The organism is Mannheimia sp. E30BD (assembly GCF_041807785.1).
Classification (GTDB): Bacteria; Pseudomonadota; Gammaproteobacteria; order Enterobacterales; family Pasteurellaceae; genus Mannheimia.
Window position 1 is genome coordinate 15,079 of record NZ_JBGTYX010000006.1, and the last position, 22,288, is coordinate 37,366.

A 22,288-nucleotide genomic window follows, 5' to 3' on the forward strand; every position below is an offset into this window, starting at 1 on the left:
AAGATTGTACCTATTTAGTTCTCATTTGACTAGGCTTATCTGATAAAACAAGCGGTCTTTTTTTGTTATTTTCTTGCAGTTTTACCCTTTACAGGCAATATTTGAATCACAAAAAAATAGGGCGATAAATTCGCCCTATTTTTGCTTTCATTTAATTATAACGCTTGTTTAATAAATTCAGCCATTTGTGCGTGTGGAAGAGCGCCAACTTGTTGAGCAACAACCTCGCCATTTTTGAATAAAAGTAAAAAAGGAATGCTACGCACGCCAAATTGTGCAGCTACATTCGGATTTTCATCTACATTCATTTTGGCAATTTTTACTTTTCCTTCAAATTGCGGATCAACTGATAACTCATCAAGTACAGGCCCGATCATACGGCAAGGACCACACCACGGCGCCCAGAAATCTAATAATACAGGTACATCTGATTTTAAAACATCTTGTTCAAATGTTGCGTCTGTTGTGTGAATAACATTACTCATAAATTTGTCCTTAAATATCTAACTAAAATAAAAAGAAACGCTCTAACTCTGATTACGAGTTAAGACGTCCAACTTTTAATAAGATAGTGACTAATCCAGAAAATTTCAAGTAAGATTTACCGATTACATCAATCACTATTCGTTTTCTGATGTTTTATTTTCATCTTTTGGTAGAATTAAATTCAAAATTAATGCAAATAATGAACCTACGGTAATACCTGAACTAAATACTTCTTTTACAAAAGAAGGAAGTTTATCCAATAATTCAGGGCGTGTAGTCACCGCTAACCCACAACCGATTGAAATCGCAATAATGAGACCATTACGTTTTGAACGTTCTACCTTATCTAACATTTGAATACCTGCAGCAATAATCATTGCAAACATCATCAAGCCCGCACCACCTAAAACTGGAGTTGGAATAGACACAATCAAGGCTCCAAACCACGGGAAGATACCAGCTAATACCAATAAGCAGCCCATCACAGTTACAACATAGCGACTAGCCACTCCTGTTAAAGAAATCACTCCGATATTTTGGGCGAATGATGAAAATGGCGTAGTGGACATAATTGCTGCAAATGCGGAGCCTAATCCATCACATAACACGCCGCCACGTAAATGTTTACCTGTAATTTCGGTTTGTGTCGCATTTCCTAACGCTAAAAAGTTACCGCTTGATTCGACAATGGTTACTAAATAAGCGATACTCATTCCAATAATACCTGAAATCGGGAAAGCAAGACCAAAATGCAATGGCTGTGGAATAGCTATCACATCGGCTGATTTTACATTCTCAAAGTTGATCCAACCTAATGCTAACGCTACCAAATAGCCTACCATCATACCAATCACAATCGCTGCGGCAGAGAAAATCCCTTTACCCCATTGCACTAAAATCACAACCAATACTAATACGAAAGTTGCCATTGCAAGATTAGCAGGATCAGCATAATGAGCATCACCTCTTTGACCGCCTGCAAACCAGTCCACCGCTACAGGAATTAAGCTCAACCCGATCATCATTACCACAACGCCAGTTACCACAGGTGGGAAAAGTTTACGCACATAAGGCATAAAAAAGCTACCAATTATCATCACCAATGAACCCACTAATGATGCTCCCATAATGCCTGCTACACCGTGTTCACTAAAACCGATAGCAAGTGCTGCAGCTACGAAGGTGAAGCTCGTTCCCATCACACTTGGTAAACGTAAGCCGATAGGTCCAATGCCCTGACATTGAATAATAGTTACAATGCCCGAAACCAGTAACGCTGCATTAACCAACACGATAATATCCGTTGCAGGTAAATTGAGTACATTACCAATCACAAGTGGTACCGCAATAATACCGCCTAACGCTGCCAGCAAATGTTGAGCGGCAAGAAGTAGCGTTAAACCAAATGGCGGTTTGGAATCAACAGGATAAAGAATTTTTTGCATAAATACCCTAAACTAAGATCTAAGAAATAAAAATTGGGGCGAATTATACGGATTTAAAAATAAATAAGCAAACGATTACGCAAGCGTTTGCTTATTTTTTATTTCAGTTTGAATAGTGATTACAAGTGACCGTTTTTAGTAAAAAATTTCTAAAAAATGACCGTTTGTAAGTTTAACTATTTCTCAAAGTATCAAAAATCACTTCCGCTAAGGCTTTAGAGATGCCCGGTACGCTTTGAATTTCTTCGACTGTGGCGTTTTTCACACCTTGCATTCCGCCTAAATATTTCAATAAGGCTTGACGGCGTTTGGCCCCAACACCTTCTATGCTTTCTAAGCCACTTTCAGTAAAGGCTTTTTGGCGTTTTTTTCGGTGTGCATTGATAGCGTAATTATGTGCTTCGTCTCGAATATGCTGAATTAAATGTAGAGCAGGGCTATCGGGCGGTAAATTTATCTCTTTATCCCATTTGCTAATAATCAAGGTTTCTAGCCCTGCTTTTCGTTCCACCCCTTTTGCAACACCAATTAGGAGCGGTTTAGATGTATCCCACTCCACCTTCAGCCTAGCAAAAGTGTCTAACGCTCGGTTGAGCTGTCCTTTGCCTCCGTCAATAAAAATAATATCTGGAATTTTTTCCGCTGGAAGTGGTCGGTCATAACGCTTCAGAAGAGCCTGCTCCATTGCGGCATAATCATCACCAGGCGTAATACCTTCAATATTAAAACGGCGGTAATCCGATTTCAAAATGCCGTTTTCATCGAACACTACACAAGAAGCGACTGTTTGATTACCCATTGTGTGGCTGATGTCAAAACACTCCATTCTTGCAATTTTTTCGAGATTTAACACCGCTTGTAAAGCCTCGTAGCGAGTGTGAATACGTTCGTCTTGTTTTAATTGAACATTCAGAGCTGCAATTGCATTGGTTTGGGCGAGAGCGAGGTAGCGGCTCTTTTCCCCTCGCACTTTATTTAAAATAGTCACTTTATGCACTGCTTGTTCAGAGAGTACTGTTTCTAAGGCTTCTTTTTCACTCACTGTTTGATCGATAATAATCTGATTTGGAATGGTACGATGTTGATTCATCTGCAAGTAAAACTGCCCGATAAAGGTATCGCTAAGTTCGGCAAGATCGGTATGATTCGGTACTTTTGGAAAATAGCTTCGATTGCCCAATACCTTGCCTTGACGCACAAACAAAATATGCACGCAGGCAATGCCATATTGGTAAGCAATCGAAATAAAGTCCAGATCGTCCCAGCGATCAGTTGAGATCGACTGTTTTTCCATTACTTCCCGCACGAGTTGGATTTGATCTCGATAACGTGCCGCTGTTTCAAATTCCAGATTTTCAGCCGCACTTTCCATCTTACCAATCAAATATTCAACCACTTGGTGATCTTTACCTTGTAAAAACAGTCGGACTAATTTGACTTGATTATCATATTCTTCTTGCGTGCAATAACCCTCCACACAAGGAGCGAGACAACGTCCTATTTGATATTGCAAACAAGGGCGAGAGCGGTTTTTATAATAGCTGTCTTCACATTGACGGACAGGGAAAATCTTTTGCAGTAAGTAGAGTGTTTCCCTCACTGCGGTAGCATTAGGATAAGGTCCAAAATATTCGCCATTGATTTTCTTACTGCCTCGAAAGCTACCAACACGAGGGTGTTGATGTTTAGTGAGTAAAATATAAGGATAGGCTTTATCATCACGCAGAAGCACATTATATTTAGGTTGGTTTTCTTTAATATAGTTGTGTTCTAATAGCAGGGCTTCTGTTTCAGAATGGGTAAGTGTTGTCTCAATATGAGCAATATTCGACACCAATGCTTCGGTTTTACGATTGGGCAAATTTGCACGGAAATAGCTTGATAAACGCTTCTTTAAATCTTTCGCTTTGCCAACATAGATAATCTTCCCTTTGTCATCGTACATACGATAAACACCAGGTTGATGAGGTACATCAGCAAGGAAAGATTTTGAATCAAATTCGGACATTATGTGTGATGAAATTCAGAATATGCAATTGCAAACTAGTTCCCAATTGCAAAAAAATAATAAAAATAGACCGCTTACGACTTCAACAAACTACCTTTTGAAGCATTCAAATATTGCAACATCGACCAAATAGTTAAGCCTGCCGCAATATAAAGTAAAATAAAGGCTAAAATTTCTATTGTTTCACTTTGTCGCCAAATCATTCCGCCTAAAGCTAGCATTTGAGCGGTTGTTTTGACTTTCCCCCAAATGGAAACGGCAACGCTTGCTCTCTCACCAAGCTCAGCCATCCATTCACGTAATGCAGAAATAATAATCTCTCTAGCAATCATAATGCAGATTGGAATCGTCACCCACCAAGTATGGTAATGCTCCGCTACACAGACAAAAGCAACTGCAACCAGGACTTTATCGGCAACAGGGTCTAAAAATGCACCGAGTCTCGTAGTTTGATTCCATTTTCGAGCTAAATAGCCATCAAATGCATCAGTAATAGAAGCAATAAAAAAGATCAAGGTAGCAATTTCAGGGGCATATTTCGTCGGCAGATAAAATGCCACAATAAAAAGTGGAATCATTCCGACACGAAATAAGGTCAAATAAGTTGGGAAATTAAGCTTCATAACAAACTAAAGGAACAAGCAGTAGAATTGTGTTAAGTGTAACATAACTAAATTATTTTTTTTACTCCTCTGTTACAAAATCGCATTGACTTTACAATAAATTACCGCTAATTTAAGACTTGATTTATGGAAATTTATCCATACATATCAATCCGTCGGTTTTTCCGATTTAAAAACAAAAACAGAAGGAATTTTTATGGAAAATCGTTTAGCTCATAGCTACTCAACAAATGAATCACTTATTAGCATCCACAAAGTGCTACGCAATACCTATATGTTATTGGCAATGACACTGACTTTCTCAGCCGTTGTTGCTTTTGTTGCAATGCAAATGAACGCACCGGCAATGCCTTGGTGGGGATTATTAATCGGATTTTATGGCTTACTTTTCTTAACCAATGCCACTTCAAATAGCAGTGCGGGTATCTTAAGCGTATTTGCTTTAACAGGCTTCTTAGGTTATACCTTAGGTCCTATTTTAAACCGCTACATCGGTGCTGGTTTAGGCGATATTGTTGCCCTTGCATTCGGTGCAACAGCATTAGTTTTCTTCGCTTGTTCAGCTTATGTTTTAACAACTAAAAAAGATATGAGCTTTTTAAGCGGAATGATGATGGCTCTTTTCGTTGTATTATTAGTTGGTATTATTGCAAACATTTTCTTATCAATCCCAGCTTTAGCATTAGCGTTAAGTAGCTTATTTGTTATCTTCTCAAGCGGTGCAATTTTACTTGCAACCAGCAATATTATTCACGGTGGCGAAACGAATTATATTCGTGCCACTGTTGATTTATATGTTTCTATCTACAACCTATTTGTAAGTTTCTTACAAATCTTCGGTGTATTAGGCACTGATGATTAATATTAAAATCTAAGAGGAATGCCACTTTATGTGGCATTTTTATTTTATGTCTATTGAACTAAATAATATCCACTACCCAACTGACGACTCAGGCTACTTAAAAAATTTAGCTGACTGGTCTGAACAACTCGCTGAAAAAATCGCTGAAAAAGAGCAAATCACTTTAACCGCTGAACATTGGGAGATCATCTATCTAGTGCGTGATTTTTACCAAGAATATAAAACCTCTCCAGCGATTAGAATGCTAGTAAAAGCAATGGCACAAAAATTTGGCGAAGAAAAAGGCAATAGTCGTTATTTGCAACGTTTATTCCCTGATGGCCCAGCAAAACAAGCCACAAAAATTGCAGGATTACCAAAACCTGCGAAATGTTTATAAAAAATGTCGGGCATAAATGCCCGACCTACTTGCTTTTGTTTTGCCATCTCGTAATTTCTCCTTGAAATTTCCCTCATTTTTCTATAGAGTTTTCCAGTTATTTTTAAATTACATATAGGTCAAATAATGAACCAATTAGATTTAATCAAATCTTCTATCAAATCCATTCCTGATTACCCTAAAGCAGGCATTATTTTCCGTGATATTACTTCTCTTTTAGAAGTGCCTGAAGCATTCCAAGCTTCTGTTGATGCCATTGTGGCTGAATTTAAAAACAAAGGCATTACTAAAATTGTCGGCACAGAATCTCGTGGTTTTATTTTCGGCGCTCCTGTTGCCTTAGCACTTGGCGTGCCTTTTGTACTGGTTCGTAAACCTAAAAAATTACCGCGTGAAGTCATTTCACAATCTTACACACTTGAATACGGCGAAGATACACTAGAAATTCACAAAGATGCAATCAATTCTGACGACAATGTGTTAATGATCGATGACTTATTAGCAACAGGTGGCACGATTGACGCAACAGCTAAATTAATCCGCCGTTTAGGAGGCAAAGTAGAACACGCCGCATTCGTGATCTGGCTTCCTGATTTAGGTGGTAAAGAGCGTTTAGAACAAGAAGGAATAAAATCCTTCAGCTTAGTGAGTTTTGAAGGTCACTAATTACAAGCGGTTGTATTTTCTCAATTTTTTGCAACCAGTAGAGGCTAATTGCAATTAGCCTCTACAAAATGGATAAAAAACAAATATGAGTTATCAGGTTCTAGCCCGTAAATGGAGACCTCAACGCTTTTCAGAAGTGGTTGGTCAGCAGCACGTTTTATCTGCTCTTGAAAATAGTTTAAGAGAAGATAGGCTTCATCACGCCTATCTGTTTTCAGGCACTCGTGGTGTGGGTAAAACCTCCATTGCTCGCCTTTTTGCCAAAGGGCTAAACTGTGAAAATGGCATTACCGCCGAGCCTTGTGGCGAATGTGCTAACTGTAAGGCTATTGAAGAAGGACATTTTATCGATCTGATTGAGATCGATGCAGCTTCTCGCACCAAAGTAGAAGACACTAGAGAACTACTTGATAACGTACAATACAAACCCACAGTTGGACGTTTTAAGGTTTATCTGATTGACGAAGTGCATATGCTCTCTCGCCACAGTTTCAATGCGTTACTTAAAACCCTTGAAGAACCGCCTGAATACGTTAAATTCCTGTTAGCGACAACCGATCCGCAAAAACTGCCGATCACCATTCTTTCTCGCTGTATGCAATTTCATTTGCGTGCATTAGAACAATCGCAAATTGCGAAACATTTAGAGTTTATTCTTAACGCAGAAAGCATTCCCTACGAAACCATTGCTATCGAAAAACTAGCGAAAGCGGCACACGGCAGTATTCGTGATTCGCTTAGCTTAACCGATCAAGCTATCGCAATGAGTAATGCGAATATTACGCTAGACGTAGTAAGCCAAATGCTTGGGTTGATTGATGACAATCAACCACTTGAGTTAGTACAAGCAATCGCCCAAGCTGATGGCGAAAAAGCGATGGCGATGATTGAGCAAATAGCCTCTAAAGGAGTGGATTGGCAGCAACTACTAAGTGATATTGCCGAAACATTGCACAAAATTGCGATGTTGCAATTAATCAAAACGACCAATACTGAAGAAACACTTATCCATTTTCTGGCAAAACAAATGCCGCCTGAAGATGTGCAGTTTTTCTATCAACTTATCCTGAACAGCAAAAAAGAGCTGCCTTTTGCCCCTGAGCAACGTGCTGGCGTAGAAATGGCAATTCTGCGAGCTTTAGCTTTCCACCCAAAACAGGCGGAAAGAATAGCAACTGTCGTAATGCCAACTGTAGCTGCTCCGCAAACTCACAACGCTGTTGCTAATATTCAGCAGAAGCCACAAAATCAGATTTCTCAGCTAAGAGAGACTTTTGAGAGAAATCAGCAAAAATCGGCAGTAGCTTCACAAACGACACAAGCACCAGCTACAGCTCCTGTAACGCCTAAAGAAGAAAGTACAACTACCCTTTCTCCTGCAATGGCGGCTCTGGAGGCTCGTAAAAAATTACAGCAACAGCAAGCTGATTTAGCTCAAACCGAAAAAAAAAAGCCTGAGTTAAAAACTCCTCAATTTATTGCAAAAAAATCGGAAAATTCGACCGCTTCATTACAAGAGCGGTTTATCCAATTTGCAGAAAATCAGCAGCACACAACGCAACAATCCACTTCAAAAGCAGAAAAAACACCTAAAAGTGTAGATGACGAAGATTACCGTTGGACGTGGCTCAATCCTGAATTAGAAAATCAAGCAGACAGTGCCAAACCGTCCGATATCAAACAAGCTATTTTGCAGGAACGCACCCCTGAATTAGTGAAAAAAACCATTAATCTATCTTGCCAACAAGATAGATGGTGTGAGATTGCTAATTCACTTAATTTAGGTGGTTTTTCACGCCAAATTGCCTTAAATAGCTACTTAGATAAACACGCTGACAACCATCTTTTATTGGTATTAAAGCCCAATATGGCACATTTAGATAATGTGGAATCCCGTAAAAATTTAGAAATTGCATTGGCTGAAAAAGGCTATAGCCATGATTTATCCATTGGCGACAATCCAGATAAACAAACGCCGCTCGAAATTCGCCGAGCAATTTTCAAACAATTGACCGAAGCGGCAAAATCGGCTTTGCTGAATGATGAAAAATTAATGTTACTTCGCAACGCGTTCGATGCACAAATTGATGAATCCACCATTCGAGCCGTTGCACAGAGTGAGTAAATAGATGAAAGCATTAGAATTAATTGACCTTGTAAAAACCTATCCGACCGGCGTAAAAGCGGTAAAAGGAATCAACCTTGTGGTGGAACAAGGGGATTTTTACGCCCTACTCGGGCATAATGGTGCAGGGAAATCCACCACCATTGGTATTATTAGTTCCCTTGTGAATAAAACAAGCGGTAGAGTGAAAGTATTTGGCTACGATTTAGATACACAAAAAGTAGAATTAAAACACCAAATCGGTCTAGTGCCACAAGAGTTTAACTTCAATCAGTTTGAAAAAGTGATTGATGTGCTGGTGCAACAAGCCGGTTTTTACGGTATTCCACGCAAAGAAGCCCTTATCCGTGCCGAAAAGTGGCTAAAACTCCTCGATTTGTGGGAAAAACGTACTCATCTTACCCGTGAACTTTCAGGCGGAATGAAACGCCGTGTGATGATCGCCAGAGCCTTAATGCACAATCCGAAACTGCTGATTTTAGATGAACCTACCGCAGGGGTAGATATTGAACTTCGCCGCTCATTGTGGGATTTCTTGCGAGATCTGAACAATCAAGGCACAACCATTATTCTGACTACGCACTATTTAGAAGAAGCCGAAATGCTATGCCGCCATATCGGCATTATTCAAAATGGCAAGTTAATTGAAAACACCTCAATGAAAGCCTTACTGGCGAAATTAGAAAGTGAGGTATTTGTGTTAGATTTGCAAAATTCTGTTCAAAATCAACCGCTTGTTATCCAAGATTATCCGCATAAATGGATCGATGAAAACACCCTTGAAGTGAATGTGAAACGCCAACAAGGGCTAACCAATCTCTTTTCACAAATTGCGGCTCAAGGGGCAGAAGTATTAAGTATGCGAAATAAATCCAACCGCTTGGAAGAACTCTTTATTAATATGGCTCAATAAAATGAATTTTATCGGATTTTATACTTTAGCGTGCAAAGAGTGTCGTCGTATTCTAAGAATTTGGCGACAAACCCTTGTGCCACCTGTGATTACTACCACTCTCTATTTCTTGATTTTCGGCAAATTAATTGGCGGACGCATCGGCGAAATGAATGGCGTGGGCTATATGGAATTTATTGCTCCTGGTTTGATTATGATGACGGCAATTACTGCCTCTTATGTGAATACCGCATCGTCTTTCTTTCTCAGCAAATTTACCCGTGATTTTGAAGAGTTACTGATTTCTCCCCTTTCCACCCATAACATTATTTGGGGCTATGTGTTAGGCAGTATTTTACGGGCTGGCTTAGCGGCTCTCTTAGTAATGTTGGTTGCAATGGTTTTTGTGAGCTTTGATATTCACTCTGTTGCGATCATTGCTTTAACGCTATTTTTAACCATTGTCGCCTTTGCGTTAGGTGGACTAATTAATGCCGTTTTTGCAAAATCATTTGATGATGTAGGATTAATACCGACTTTTGTACTTACACCGCTCACTTATTTAGGTGGGGTGTTTTATTCTATTTCGTTACTCCCTGAATTTTGGCAAACGGTGTCAAAATTTAACCCTATCGTATATATGATTAACGGATTGAGATATGGTTTTCTTGGCATTAGCGATGTACCGCTCGTTTACACCTTTGGTGTGTTGATTTCGTTATGTATCGGGCTATATATTGTCACTTATTCGTTAATTCAACGTGGGATTGGGTTGCGTTCGTAGCTTGTAGGGGCGGGTCCTGTGCCCGCCCGTAAATTAATATTGTTTTCGGACAGGCATAGGACCTGTCCCTACGAGTCCAAATTGAATTGCTTTTTTGCTACCTCTGAGAATAACATTATGAAAGCGTTAAAAGAATTATCGATTGTAAGTCTATTCACTTTTGGTATTAATGTGGCTTATGCAGAAGATCTTACCATCTTCGCCGCTGCCTCAATGAATAATATTCTGCAAGAAATTGGGCAAGATTTTGAACAAAAATACCCTGAAGATAAAATTACATTTTCATTTGCGTCTTCCTCTGCGTTAGCAAAACAAATTGAGCAAGATGCTCCAGCAGATCTGTTTATTTCTGCCGACCAACAATGGCTAGACTACCTTGCAGAAAAACAGCCTGATAAAATCAAGCAACGAACTAATCTAGTTAAAAATGAGTTGGTTTTAATTGCTCCGAACGAGAGCCAACTCCAAGCAGAGAACATACAAGCGGTCGATTTTGCCAAAGAATTAGCAAATAGTTATTTATCTGTTGGCGATCCTGCTCACGTTCCCGCTGGAAGATACGCCCAAAAAGCCTTAACCTACTATAACCTGTGGGAAATAGTTGAGCCTAAATTAGCCCGAGCTAAAAATGTGCGAGATGCTCTTTCTTTTGTTGAGCGGGGAGAATCGCCACTAGGCATTGTGTATGCAACAGATGCAAAAGTATCTGATAAAGTCAAAGTGATTGCGAAATTCCCTGCTGAAAGTTACGATGAAATTGTTTACCCTGCTGCCGTGGTAAGTGGAAAACCATCTGCTGCCAAATTTTTAGATTTTCTACACACACCAGAAGCAAAAGCTAGATTTGAGGCTGCTGGGTTTTATCCTATAAATTAAATTTACTCTCTCCCCTTGTGGGAGAGGGCAAATTTATAACCAAATAGTTAGATTATGTTTGATTTTACCCCACAAGAACTAAATGCGATTGTTCTCAGCCTAAAAGTTGCCTCCATTGCAGTGGTGCTTGCTTTGCCGCTTGCCGTGTGGGTGGCTTGGTTGCTTTCTCGCAAACAATTTTGGGGTAAAAATTTGCTTAATGGTATTGTCCATCTTCCCTTAGTTTTACCCCCTGTGGTGATTGGTTATTTATTACTTATCTCAATGGCAAAACGAGGTGTCATCGGACAATATTTGTGGGAGTGGTTTAATTTTAGTTTTAGTTTTTCGTGGAAAGGGGCTGTACTTGCTTCGATGGTAATGGCATTTCCGCTAATGGTACGTTCTATTCGCTTGGCATTTGATTCCGTTGATCCTAAACTTGAACAAGCCGCCCGCACATTAGGGGCAAGCCCATTAAAAGTCTTTTTTACCCTAAATTTACCCCTCGCATTTTCAGGCATTATTGCAGGCAGCGTTCTCGGTTTTGCCCGTTCATTAGGCGAGTTTGGAGCAACTATTACATTTGTTTCCAATATACCAAACCAAACCCAAACTATTCCAGCCGCTCTTTTTACTTTTATTGAAACCCCAAATGGCGAAATGGCTGCCGCCCGATTATGCTTGGTAGCTATTGTAATTTCATTAATCGCCCTATTCTGTTCAGAATGGTTGGCTGAAAGGCAGAAACGCTATGCTAAAACTTAACCTTATTCAGCAACTCGGCAATCTTGATTTGAATGTCAATTTAGCAATTCCAGCTCAAGGCATTACCGCTATTTTCGGGCGTTCGGGGGCAGGTAAATCTAGCCTGATTAATTTAATTGCAGGGCTTTCTACCGCTCAATCTGGGCGGATTGAATTAAACGGACGAGTGCTGTTTGATAGCGAAAAAGGTATTAATCTACCGCCTGAAAAACGCAATATTGGCTATGTATTCCAAGAACATCGGCTTTTTCCGCATTATTCAGTAGAAAAAAATCTGAAATATGGCTACAAGCGGTCAGATTCTTCCGATTTTTTGCAAATTGTGGAACTTTTAGGCATTGTTCATTTATTGGATCGCTACCCTGCTAGTCTTTCTGGTGGAGAGAAACAACGAGTTGCGATTGGACGTGCTTTATTAAGTTCCCCCGATATTTTATTGATGGACGAACCTTTATCTGCCCTTGATTTACCACGCAAACAAGAGCTACTCGATTATTTAGATAAATTAGCCTCTCAGCTCAATATTCCAATTCTCTATGTTAGCCATAGCTTAGAAGAAATTGTTCGCCTTGCCGATCAACTCGTTTTGCTCAATAACGGCAAAGTGATGGCGTTTGATAGCGTTGCAAATGTGTGGCACAGCCCTGCTTTTGCCGATTGGCAGCCGAATAATCAACGCATTAGTTTGCTTGAGTTACCGATAAAAGAGCAGCAATCAAGCTACAATATGCTTGGATTAGGACTAAATGAGCAACGTTTGTGGATTAACCAGCTTCCTCGTCATCAAATGGGTGAAAATTTGCGTGTTACTATTGCGAGTAAAGATGTCTCCATCAGCTTGCAAAAGCCAATCCAAAGTTCAATCCGTAATGTATTGAAAGGTTATATTCAGAAGATTGAAACCCATTTAGACAGGGTTGATCTCGCTGTTCTTGTTGAAGATCAAACCATTTGGAGTACGATCAGCCTGTGGTCTTTTGAGGAGCTTTCGCCCAAAGAAGGACAAGCTGTTTATATTCAAGTCAAAAGCGTTTCTTTATAGCCTTGCAAATTTCTTGTAAAATATGACCGCTTGTTAATTCAAAAAAGAGATATTATGCCAACCGTTAGTCAATCCGCCCTTGTGCCTTATAGTGCTGAACAGATGTATCAGCTTGTAAATAATTATGAGAAATATCCTGAGTTTTTATCAGGCTGTGTGAGTGCAAAAACCTTAAGTATAGGGGAAAATGAATTAACCGCAGAGCTTCATATTCAAAAGTTGGGAATTAGCCAAACCTTTAGTACCCATAATAAAATGACTCCGCCCTATAAAATCGAAATGAATTTAGTGCAAGGCCCTTTCCGTCATTTACACGGCTTTTGGACATTCACGCCATTTGATGAGCAAAGCTGTAAAATCTCACTGGAGCTGAATTTTGAATTTTCAAGCCCGATTGTGGCATTAGTTTTCGGTAAAGTATTTAATGAACTGACGTTAAAAATGGTCAATGCTTTCAAACAACGAGCAAAAGAGGTGTATGATGTCTGAACAACTTCAAACAGAACAGGAAATGCAATTAATTAATGTAGAAGTGCTTTACGCCTATCCAGATAAATATTTCCTCAAAAAACTGCAAGTGCCGCACAACACCACGATTCAAAATATTATTTTGCTCTCTGGCGTATTAGAAAAATATACCGAAATCGACTTGCGAGAAAATAAAGTCGGTATTTTTAGCCGCCCTGCTAAGCTCAATGAAACGGTGGAAGATGGCGGCAGAATTGAGATCTACCGTCCATTAATTGCTGACCCGAAAGAAATTAGACGCAAAAGAGCCGCTGAACAGGCGGAGAAGAAATAATTTTTCTCCATTTACCTAATGTAGGGGCGAATAATTATTCGCCCTCCTATCAACAATCATTTCCATTTAGGGCGAAAGATGTTTCGCCCCTACAATTTAAATTCCCTATTCCCTTCTAACGGATTTATCCATTATGAAAATCTTTCATAAATTTTATGTAAATTTTGCGTTTGATTACTTTTTTGTAAATCCATATAGTTCAAGGTATAAAAATAGATTATGCTTGGAGAACAACTTATGGATATTCGCAATCAAATTGCTCAAAACAAAATGACACCATTTCAATGGTTTGTTGTTGGTCTTACTGTTTTACTGAACTTGCTTGATGGCTTTGATTTAATGGCTCTTGCGTTTACAGCTAAAAGCATTCGAGAAGAGTTAAATTTAGATGGGGCAACTATCGGCACATTAATGAGTGCTGGTTTATTTGGTATGGCAATCGGCTCATTATTACTTTCCCCTCTTGCAGATAAATTTGGTCGCCGTCCGTTACTTTTAATCGGCACAGGCTTAGCCACATTAGGTATGTTATTAACCTATTTTGCTTCATCTGCTTTTGAGATTGGTTTATACCGTGTCATCACAGGATTAGGCATTGCCTCCATTCTAACGGGTACAAACGTATTAGTCAGCGAGTATGCTAGCCAAAAATGGCGTGGTTTAGCTATCGCCATTTATGCTTCGGGCTTTGGTATTGGGGCAATGTTAGGTGGTATGTCAGCCGTATTATTACAAGATGTCTATGGCTGGCGAGCAGTATTTTTAGTGGGTGCAGTTTTAACAGGTTCAGTATTTACACTGCTTCTTTTTGTATTGCCTGAATCGGTGGAATTCTTAATTTCAAAAAGACCTGCAAACGCCAAAGAACGCTTGAATAAAATTGCAGTTAAACTTGGCTTAGGCACAGGTTGGGAATTGCCTGAAGTAGAAACAAAAGGCAAAAATAAAGTCGCCATTACTCGCTTATTCGAGCCTGAATATCGCCGTAATACCTTATTAATTTGGGTAGCTTTCATTGCTATTTCAGCTTCATTCTACTTTATCAGCTCGTGGACGCCAGCTCTTTTAGAAGAAGCAGGAATGCCAAAAACCCAAAGCCAAACGGTAGGTATGGCAATTTCAGTGGGTGGAACAATCGGCTCATTAATTTTCGGTTTCTTAGTTAGCCGTTGGGCAGCGAAAAATATTTTACAGCTATTCAGCATTCTTTCTGCCACTGTCGTTGTTGCCTTCGTATTCTCTGGCACTTTAGGCTTAGCTATTGCCTTAGCAATTCTGGTTGGTGGATTAATCAATGGTTGCATTACAGGCTTATACACTATCAACCCAACACTTTATGCTCCAGACTTCCGTAGTACAGGTGTTGGCACAGCCATCGGCGTAGGGCGTTTAGGCTCAATTATTTCGCCAACACTTGCCGGTGTTTTATTAGATGCAGGCTGGAAAAAGAATGAACTCTATTTAGGTGCAGCCGTAGTGTTATTAATTGCAGCTTGTACTGTGCATTTTCTTAAGCAGAAGAAATAAATTCTAACTATGCAAAAAAATAAAGCCTCAATTCAATATTGAGGCTTTATTACTTTTCACAGTATTATTATTTTAAGAGCGAAACATCACGCACCGCACCTTTATCCGCTGAAGTTGCAAAATGTCCGAATACTTTTAGTGCAAATGACACTTCACGTTTGCGATTAACAGGTTGCCACGCTTTATCGCCACGAGCTTCCATCTCTTTATGGCGTTCAGCCAATTCTTCGTCTGAAATCATTAAATTGATTGAGCGGTTTGGAATATCAATTGAAACTGTATCGCCATCGTTAATTAAGGCAATTGCACCGCCTGAAGCGGCTTCCGGTGAAGCGTGTCCGATAGATAAACCTGATGTACCGCCAGAGAAACGTCCGTCTGTTAATAACGCACATTTTTTGCCTAAGCCCATTGATTTTAAGTAGCTGGTTGGATAAAGCATTTCTTGCATACCCGGCCCACCTTTCGGTCCTTCGTAACGAATAATCACGATATGCCCTTCTTTTACTTTTCCACCTAAAATGCCTGCAACTGCATCTTCTTGGCTTTCAAACACAATGGCAGTACCTGTAAACTTCCAAATAGATTCATCAACACCCGCAGTTTTTACAATGCAGCCATCTTCCGCAATGTTACCGAATAATACCGCTAAACCGCCTTCTTTAGTTACCGCATTTTCTACGTTGCGGATACAGCCGTTTTCACGGTTATCATCAACGGTATCCCAACGGCAATCTTGTGAGAAGGCTTTGGTAGTACGAATACCTGCAGGGCCAGCACGGAAGAATTTGTGTAACTCTTCGTCTTTGTTACGGATAATGTCATATTGGTTAAGTTGCTCTTCAATCGTCAATCCTAACACAGTTTTAACGTGGCGATGAATTAAACCGGCACGGTCTAACTCGCCCAATAACCCCATAATACCACCTGCACGGTGCACATCTTCCATATGGTATTTGTTGGTGTTCGGGGCAATTTTACTTAAGCACGGCACAACACGAGAAAGACGGTCAATGTCTGCCATTTTGAAATCCACACCGGCTTCTTGTGCTGCTGCTAATAAGTGAAGCACCGTATTACTTGAACCGCCCATTGCAATATCTAAGCTCATTGCGTTTTCAAAGGCATCAAAACTTGCAATAGAACGAGGTAACACGCTTTCATCATCTTCTTGGTAATATTTACGGCAAAGTTCGACAATTTCACGCCCTGCTTTTAAGAATAATTCTTTACGATCTGCGTGTGTTGCAAGCATTGAACCATTACCCGGCAAACTTAACCCTAAGGCTTCGGTTAAGCAGTTCATTGAGTTTGCAGTAAACATACCCGAACAAGAACCGCACGTCGGACAAGCGTGTTTTTCAATGGCATCAATACGCTCATCAGAGATATTTGGATCTGCACTTTCGATCATTGCATCAACTAAATCTAAACGAATTAACTGGTCAGAAAGTTTGGTTTTCCCTGCTTCCATTGGACCACCTGAAACGAAAATAGTCGGAATATTTAAACGCATTGCCGCCATTAACATTCCCGGAGTGATTTTATCGCAGTTAGAAATACAAACCATTGCATCAGCACAGTGAGCGTTTACCATATATTCCACGCTATCGGCAATTAAATCACGGCTTGGTAATGAATAAAGCATACCGCCGTGCCCCATTGCGATACCATCGTCCACCGCAATGGTGTTAAATTCTTTTGCCACACCGCCTGCTTTTTCAATTTCAGCAGCAACTAATTGCCCCATATCTTTTAAGTGAACGTGCCCGGGAACAAATTGGGTGAATGAGTTTACCACCGCAATAATCGGTTTACCGAAGTCATTTTCTTTCATTCCAGTAGCACGCCATAAAGCTCTTGCACCCGCCATATTACGACCTTGTGTAGAGGTCGCAGAACGTAAAATAGGCATAATCTTCTCCAAATATTATGTTGTGTTTGTTAAATGGATTAATTCTACTTGAATTTTTTGGGAAGCGGTAATCTTTTTACAAGCGGTTGTTTTTCTGTAAAATTTTGCAAAAATTTAACCGCTTGTGCTTGTAAAATAAAAAAGAGTGTTAATGGTTAGATTAACACTCTTTTTTCTAGCTAAGTATCAAAGGAAATTAGAATTTCACACCGAAACCAGCAAATAATACCACTGGGTCAAGTTTCACTTTTACTTCGTGATCTAACCCTAACGCTTTAAATTTAGCCGTTGTTTTAATGCGTGTGTACCACGCTGCTGCGTTGAAGTAGATGTTATCAGTTAATTTTACATCTACCCCTAAGTTAGCCACAGGTGCAAAAGAGTGTTTTTTTACCTCTAAATTAGTAACTGCTGGGTGAACTGATTTAGCGTGGTAGAAACGAGTATAGTTAATACCTGCACCAACGTAAGGTTTTACTTTTGCAGTAGGCTCAAAGAAATAGTATTGAGCATAAAGACTTGGCGGTAACTGTTTTAAACTTACTACTCTGCCTAAGTCTAAGTTTAACGCAGGCACTTTACCGTTAATTTTGTGAGAGAACGGCGTTGCACCTAATAATTCGATACCCACATTATCCGCCAACATATAAGTTGCGGTTAAACCAAGCTGAGTGTTGTTTTTCACTTTTAAATCAACCTTAACTGGTGTAACTGTATTCGATTCTGAATTTGCTTGCACATTCACCGCACCAAAGCGGAACATTGTATCACCTGCTTGGTGTGCCATTGCTGAGCCAGCTAATAAAATCCCACCTAAAAGAATTGCTAATGCTGTTTTTTTCATTTTTATATCCTCTTAAAAATTAAATTATACCCATAAGTAGGTAAATGTAAATGAAGTGAAAGAGAAGTAAATTGATATTTATCAAACTTTTAACATTAAACTACCTATAGAGAGTTATTTTATTTATTTTTGTGATCTTTTTCACATTTTTACTTGAAAAGTGCTTGACAAACACCATTTATAGTTTCGTTAAAGATGAAGCTAAACAATATTAGCTTATTTCGATGAACTCTTAAGTATGGGAGAGAAAAGATGAATTTTGAAAAGATGACCACAAAACTGCAAGAAGCATTGGCAGAGTCCCAATCACTTGCGGTTGGCAAAGATAACCCTTATATCGAACCAGCTCATTTACTGTATGCGTTAGTGAAACAAGATGGTGGCTCTGTTGCTCCACTCTTTACGGCATTAAATATCAATGTACAAACTTTGATTAGCGAATTGCAAGCCACTTTAGACCGCTTGCCACAGGTTCAAGGTGGAAACACGCAGGTTTCACAGCAATTAGTGAGATTATTAAATCAATCTGACAAACTCGCACAGCAATTTGGCGATAGTTTTATTTCCTCTGAATTGTTTGTGTTGGCAAGCATTGAGGATAATAGCGATTTAGGAAAATTATGGAAAAAATTTGGCTTAAGCAAAGAAAAACTGACACAAGCAATTAGCCAAATTCGTGGAGGAGAAAACGTGAATAATCAAAATGCGGAAGAAACCCGTCAAGCATTGAAAAAATATACGATTGATTTAACCGAACGTGCAAAAGCGGGCAAATTAGACCCTGTTATCGGGCGTGATGAAGAAATCCGCCGTGCCGTGCAAGTGCTACAACGCCGTACCAAAAACAACCCTGTGCTAATTGGCGAACCGGGTGTGGGTAAAACTGCGATTGTGGAAGGTTTAGCCCAACGCATTGTAAACGGTGAAGTGCCTGAAGGCTTGAAAAACAAGCGTGTACTTTCTCTTGATATGGGAGCGTTAATTGCAGGGGCGAAATATCGTGGCGAATTTGAAGAGCGTTTAAAAGCGGTTTTAAACGAGCTTGCGAAAGAAGAAGGGCAAGTTATCCTCTTTATTGATGAAATTCACACAATGGTCGGGGCAGGCAAAACAGACGGCGCAATGGATGCAGGAAACTTATTAAAACCAAGCCTTGCACGAGGCGAATTGCACTGTGTTGGGGCAACTACTCTTGATGAATATCGCCAATACATTGAAAAAGATGCGGCACTTGAACGCCGTTTCCAAAAAGTATTGGTTGATGAGCCAACGGTGGAAGATACCATTGCGATTTTGCGTGGTTTGAAAGAGCGTTATGAAATCCATCATCACGTTCAAATTACCGACCCAGCCATCGTGGCAGCAGCAACGCTTTCGCACCGTTATGTATCTGACCGCCAATTACCAGATAAAGCGATTGATTTGATTGATGAAGCGGCTTCAAGTCTGCGTATGGAGATTGACTCTAAACCTGAGCCATTGGATAAATTAGAGCGCCGTATTATCCAGCTTAAATTGGAACGCCAAGCGTTACAAAAAGAGGAAGATGAAGCGAGCCGTCAGCGTTTAGCCAAATTAGACGAAGAGATGGCAGCGAAAGAGCGTGAATATTCCGAGCTGGAAGAAATCTGGAAAGCAGAAAAATCTGCATTGCTTGGCACTCAGCATATTAAAGAAGAGCTTGAAAACGCTCGCATTGCAATGGATCAAGCCCGCCGTGAAAACAACTTCGAGAAAATGTCTGAGTTGCAATATGGTGTGATTCCAAACTTAGAAAAGCAGTTACAAGCGGTCGAAAATGGCGAAAAAAATGCAGAAGCACAGCTACTTCGCACCAAAGTAACCGAAGAAGAAATTGCGGAAGTGCTTTCAAAAGCAACTGGCATTCCTGTTGCTAAGATGATGGAAGGCGAGAAAGAAAAACTTCTTCGTATGGAAGAGGTATTGCACGCTCGTGTTATCGGGCAAAATGAAGCGGTAGATGCGGTGGCAAATGCAATCCGCCGTAGCCGTGCAGGGCTTTCTGATCCGAATAAACCAATTGGCTCGTTCTTATTCTTAGGCCCAACAGGGGTAGGTAAAACAGAATTGAGCAAAACATTGGCTAACTTCTTGTTTGATGACCCTGATGCAATGGTGCGTATTGATATGTCTGAGTTTATGGAAAAACATAGCGTTTCTCGCTTAGTGGGTGCACCTCCAGGCTATGTGGGCTATGAAGAAGGGGGCTATTTAACTGAAGCGGTTCGCCGCCGTCCATATTCTGTAGTGCTACTCGATGAAGTGGAGAAAGCTCACCCTGATGTATTTAACATTTTACTGCAAGTGTTAGATGACGGTCGTTTAACCGACGGGCAAGGCAGAACCGTAGATTTCCGTAATACCGTTGTGATTATGACCTCAAACTTAGGCTCGCACCTCATTCAAGAGAATGCACATAAGGGCTATGATGTGGTGAAAGAGATGGTAATGGAAGTTGTTGGACACCACTTCCGTCCTGAGTTTATCAACCGTATTGATGAAACGGTAATATTCCACTCGTTAGGACAAGACCATATCCGCTCGATTGCGAACATTCAGCTACAACGCTTAATTACTCGCTTGGCAGAACGTGGTTATAGCCTAACCGTAACCGATGCGGCTTTAGATCATATCGGCAATGCAGGCTTTGACCCATTATTCGGTGCAAGACCACTTAAACGTGCAATTCAGCAAGAGCTTGAGAATCCACTCGCTCAACAGATTTTAAGCGGTAAATTAGTACCAAATAAACCTGTAACGGTGGATTATCAAGACGGACGAATTGTGGCAACACAATAATATTTTTACCCTCTCTACCAATAGTGCGAGCGTCTTCGTTCGTACCTTACAAGCGGTTAATTTTGCAAGAAAATTTGCAAACATATTAAATAGCACTAGCGTGGACGCTAGCGCTATCAAGAAGGCTGAGATTTGCAAAAAATTGTCAAAATATAACCGCTTGTATAGTAAAAATTTTCATACTGCCCTTCATTAATTTTCATAAGCTAATGAAGGGCTTTTTATTACTATTTTTGTTATGATTAACAACGTTTATAACCAACAATTACAAGGAGTGATTTATGAGCAAATTATTTCCAGATGCAACCATTCGTACTCAAGCCCCTTATCGCAATGATATTGTGGGAAGTTTTTTACGTACTGATGCGTTAAAACAAGCGAGAGAAGATTTCAATCAGCAAAAAATCAGCCAAGAGGAACTCAGAGAAGTAACTCGTCAAGAAGTGAAAAAGCTCGTTGAATTGCAAAAACAGCACGGTGTGAAAGCAGTTTCTGATGGTGAATTTAGCCGTACTTGGTGGCATTTAGATTTCTTAGCTGAACTTGACGGTATGGACTGGCAAGAAACAGAGGTCTTTAATGTAAATTTCACTGGGCATAAACCGAAAGGTCAAACCGTGAAAATCGTAGGTGATATTGATTTCTCTGACAATCACTCATTTATCGATGCTTACCAAATTTTAAAAGAAGCAGCAGGTGATTATCCAACTAAGTTCACTATTCCAGCACCAACAATGCTACACCTTGTTTGCTGTATTCGCGATGAAAATTACCAACCTCTTCCGCAATATCAAGATGAACAAAAACTCTACGATGATATTGCGAATGCGTATATCAAAGCAATGCACAAATTCTATGAAATGGGTTTACGCAACTTACAGCTAGATGATACAAGCTGGGGGCAACTCTGTGCAGAAAACAAACGTAAAGAGTTTGAAGAAAGAGGTATTAATTTAACTCAACTTGCTGAAAACTATGTCGCATTATTAAACCGTATTGTGGATGCAAAACCGGCGGATATGTCTATTACAATGCACATTTGTCGTGGCAACTTCCGTTCTTCTTGGTTCTCAGAAGGCGGTTATGGTCCTGTTGCTGAAACGCTATTCGGCAAATGCCGTATTGATGGTTTCTTCTTAGAATATGATACCGAACGTGCAGGCACATTCGAGCCGTTACGCCATATTAAAGATCAGCAGGTAGTTCTTGGTTTAATTACCTCGAAATTTGGCGATTTAGAAGATAAAAATGCAATCATTGAACGCATTAAAGAAGCGGCTCAAATTGTGCCGATTAACCAATTATGCTTATCGCCACAATGTGGTTTTGCTTCAACCGAAGAAGGTAACATCTTAACTGAAGCAGCACAGTGGGCAAAATTAAACTTAATTAAAGAAATTGCGGAAGAAGTTTGGGGTAAGTAATTCCCTTTTTATAAAAAAATA

General features: G+C 39.9%; 20 protein-coding genes. 14 read left to right on the forward strand and 6 right to left on the reverse strand.

Features of this window, described 5'->3' with window-relative positions; genetic code table 11:
* Positions 1-155: 155 nt before the first annotated feature.
* The 4 genes from trxA to pgsA all read right to left on the reverse strand — a co-directional run bounded on the left by trxA (position 156) and on the right by pgsA (position 4,562).
* Positions 156-485 (reverse strand): thioredoxin, encoded by a 330-nt coding sequence (gene trxA / locus ACERCG_RS05370; protein WP_025247495.1) that lies wholly within the window; start codon positions 483-485, stop codon positions 156-158.
* Positions 486-620: 135 nt separating this feature from the next.
* The gene (locus ACERCG_RS05375) at positions 621-1,931 is read right to left on the reverse strand and encodes a nucleobase:cation symporter-2 family protein (RefSeq protein WP_373611026.1); all 1,311 of its coding nucleotides are present in this window, start codon (positions 1,929-1,931) and stop codon (positions 621-623) included.
* Between the two features lie 172 nt (positions 1,932-2,103).
* The gene (gene uvrC / locus ACERCG_RS05380; RefSeq protein WP_373611027.1) at positions 2,104-3,939 is read right to left on the reverse strand and encodes an excinuclease ABC subunit UvrC; all 1,836 of its coding nucleotides are present in this window, start codon (positions 3,937-3,939) and stop codon (positions 2,104-2,106) included.
* A 74-nt stretch (positions 3,940-4,013) separates the two neighbouring features.
* Positions 4,014-4,562 (reverse strand): CDP-diacylglycerol--glycerol-3-phosphate 3-phosphatidyltransferase, encoded by a 549-nt coding sequence (gene pgsA / locus ACERCG_RS05385; protein ID WP_373611028.1) that lies wholly within the window; start codon positions 4,560-4,562, stop codon positions 4,014-4,016.
* 196 nt (positions 4,563-4,758) lie between these two features.
* Between pgsA and ACERCG_RS05390 the strand changes: the two genes are divergently transcribed.
* The 12 genes from ACERCG_RS05390 to ACERCG_RS05445 all read left to right on the forward strand — a co-directional run bounded on the left by ACERCG_RS05390 (position 4,759) and on the right by ACERCG_RS05445 (position 15,264).
* Entirely contained in the window at positions 4,759-5,424 is a 666-nt protein-coding gene (locus tag ACERCG_RS05390; RefSeq protein ID WP_373611029.1) for a Bax inhibitor-1 family protein, read from the forward strand.
* A 28-nt stretch (positions 5,425-5,452) separates the two neighbouring features.
* Positions 5,453-5,803: a TusE/DsrC/DsvC family sulfur relay protein gene (locus ACERCG_RS05395; RefSeq protein WP_373611030.1), complete on the forward strand. Its 351-nt coding sequence runs from the start codon at positions 5,453-5,455 to the stop codon at positions 5,801-5,803.
* Positions 5,804-5,929: 126 nt separating this feature from the next.
* On the forward strand, positions 5,930-6,469 hold the full coding sequence (apt, locus tag ACERCG_RS05400; protein WP_373611031.1) for an adenine phosphoribosyltransferase: 540 nt from the start codon (positions 5,930-5,932) through the stop codon (positions 6,467-6,469).
* A gap of 85 nt (positions 6,470-6,554) precedes the next feature.
* Positions 6,555-8,594 (forward strand): DNA polymerase III subunit gamma/tau, encoded by a 2,040-nt coding sequence (gene dnaX, locus ACERCG_RS05405; protein ID WP_373611032.1) that lies wholly within the window; start codon positions 6,555-6,557, stop codon positions 8,592-8,594.
* Between the two features lie 4 nt (positions 8,595-8,598).
* Positions 8,599-9,507 carry an ABC transporter ATP-binding protein gene (locus tag ACERCG_RS05410; RefSeq protein ID WP_373611033.1) on the forward strand — a complete coding sequence of 303 codons (909 nt, stop codon included), beginning with the start codon at positions 8,599-8,601 and terminating at the stop codon, positions 9,505-9,507.
* A 1-nt stretch (position 9,508) separates the two neighbouring features.
* A complete protein-coding gene (locus tag ACERCG_RS05415; RefSeq protein WP_373611034.1) occupies positions 9,509-10,270 on the forward strand; it encodes an ABC transporter permease in 762 nt (253 codons plus the stop codon).
* Between the two features lie 117 nt (positions 10,271-10,387).
* Positions 10,388-11,146, forward strand: coding sequence for a molybdate ABC transporter substrate-binding protein (modA, locus tag ACERCG_RS05420; protein ID WP_373611035.1), 759 nt, complete (start codon positions 10,388-10,390; stop codon positions 11,144-11,146).
* 54 nt (positions 11,147-11,200) lie between these two features.
* Complete coding sequence (modB, locus tag ACERCG_RS05425) at positions 11,201-11,893, forward strand: molybdate ABC transporter permease subunit (RefSeq protein WP_373611036.1); 693 nt, start codon at positions 11,201-11,203, stop codon at positions 11,891-11,893.
* A complete protein-coding gene (gene modC, locus ACERCG_RS05430) occupies positions 11,880-12,935 on the forward strand; it encodes a molybdenum ABC transporter ATP-binding protein ModC (protein WP_373611037.1) in 1,056 nt (351 codons plus the stop codon). Before modB ends, modC begins: the two co-directional genes overlap by 14 nt.
* Before the next feature lie 54 nt (positions 12,936-12,989).
* Positions 12,990-13,424, forward strand: a complete 435-nt coding sequence (locus tag ACERCG_RS05435; RefSeq protein ID WP_373611038.1) for a type II toxin-antitoxin system RatA family toxin — start codon at positions 12,990-12,992, stop codon at positions 13,422-13,424.
* Positions 13,414-13,737, forward strand: coding sequence for an RnfH family protein (locus ACERCG_RS05440; RefSeq protein ID WP_373611039.1), 324 nt, complete (start codon positions 13,414-13,416; stop codon positions 13,735-13,737). Before ACERCG_RS05435 ends, ACERCG_RS05440 begins: the two co-directional genes overlap by 11 nt.
* A gap of 237 nt (positions 13,738-13,974) precedes the next feature.
* Complete coding sequence (locus ACERCG_RS05445) at positions 13,975-15,264, forward strand: MFS transporter (protein ID WP_373611041.1); 1,290 nt, start codon at positions 13,975-13,977, stop codon at positions 15,262-15,264.
* Positions 15,265-15,331: 67 nt separating this feature from the next.
* Here the strand turns inward: ACERCG_RS05445 and ilvD are convergent, their stop codons facing one another.
* Together ilvD and ACERCG_RS05455 are read right to left on the reverse strand one after the other, a co-directional pair.
* Positions 15,332-17,179: a dihydroxy-acid dehydratase gene (gene ilvD, locus ACERCG_RS05450; protein ID WP_373611042.1), complete on the reverse strand. Its 1,848-nt coding sequence runs from the start codon at positions 17,177-17,179 to the stop codon at positions 15,332-15,334.
* Positions 17,180-17,375: 196 nt separating this feature from the next.
* Positions 17,376-18,023, reverse strand: a complete 648-nt coding sequence (locus ACERCG_RS05455) for an OmpW family protein (protein WP_373611043.1) — start codon at positions 18,021-18,023, stop codon at positions 17,376-17,378.
* A 252-nt stretch (positions 18,024-18,275) separates the two neighbouring features.
* Here ACERCG_RS05455 and clpB point away from each other — a divergent pair, with 252 nt between their 5' ends.
* Positions 18,276-20,843, forward strand: coding sequence for an ATP-dependent chaperone ClpB (gene clpB / locus ACERCG_RS05460; RefSeq protein WP_373611044.1), 2,568 nt, complete (start codon positions 18,276-18,278; stop codon positions 20,841-20,843).
* Positions 20,844-21,124: 281 nt separating this feature from the next.
* A complete protein-coding gene (locus tag ACERCG_RS05465) occupies positions 21,125-22,267 on the forward strand; it encodes a 5-methyltetrahydropteroyltriglutamate--homocysteine S-methyltransferase (RefSeq protein WP_373611045.1) in 1,143 nt (380 codons plus the stop codon).
* Positions 22,268-22,288: the final 21 nt, after the last annotated feature.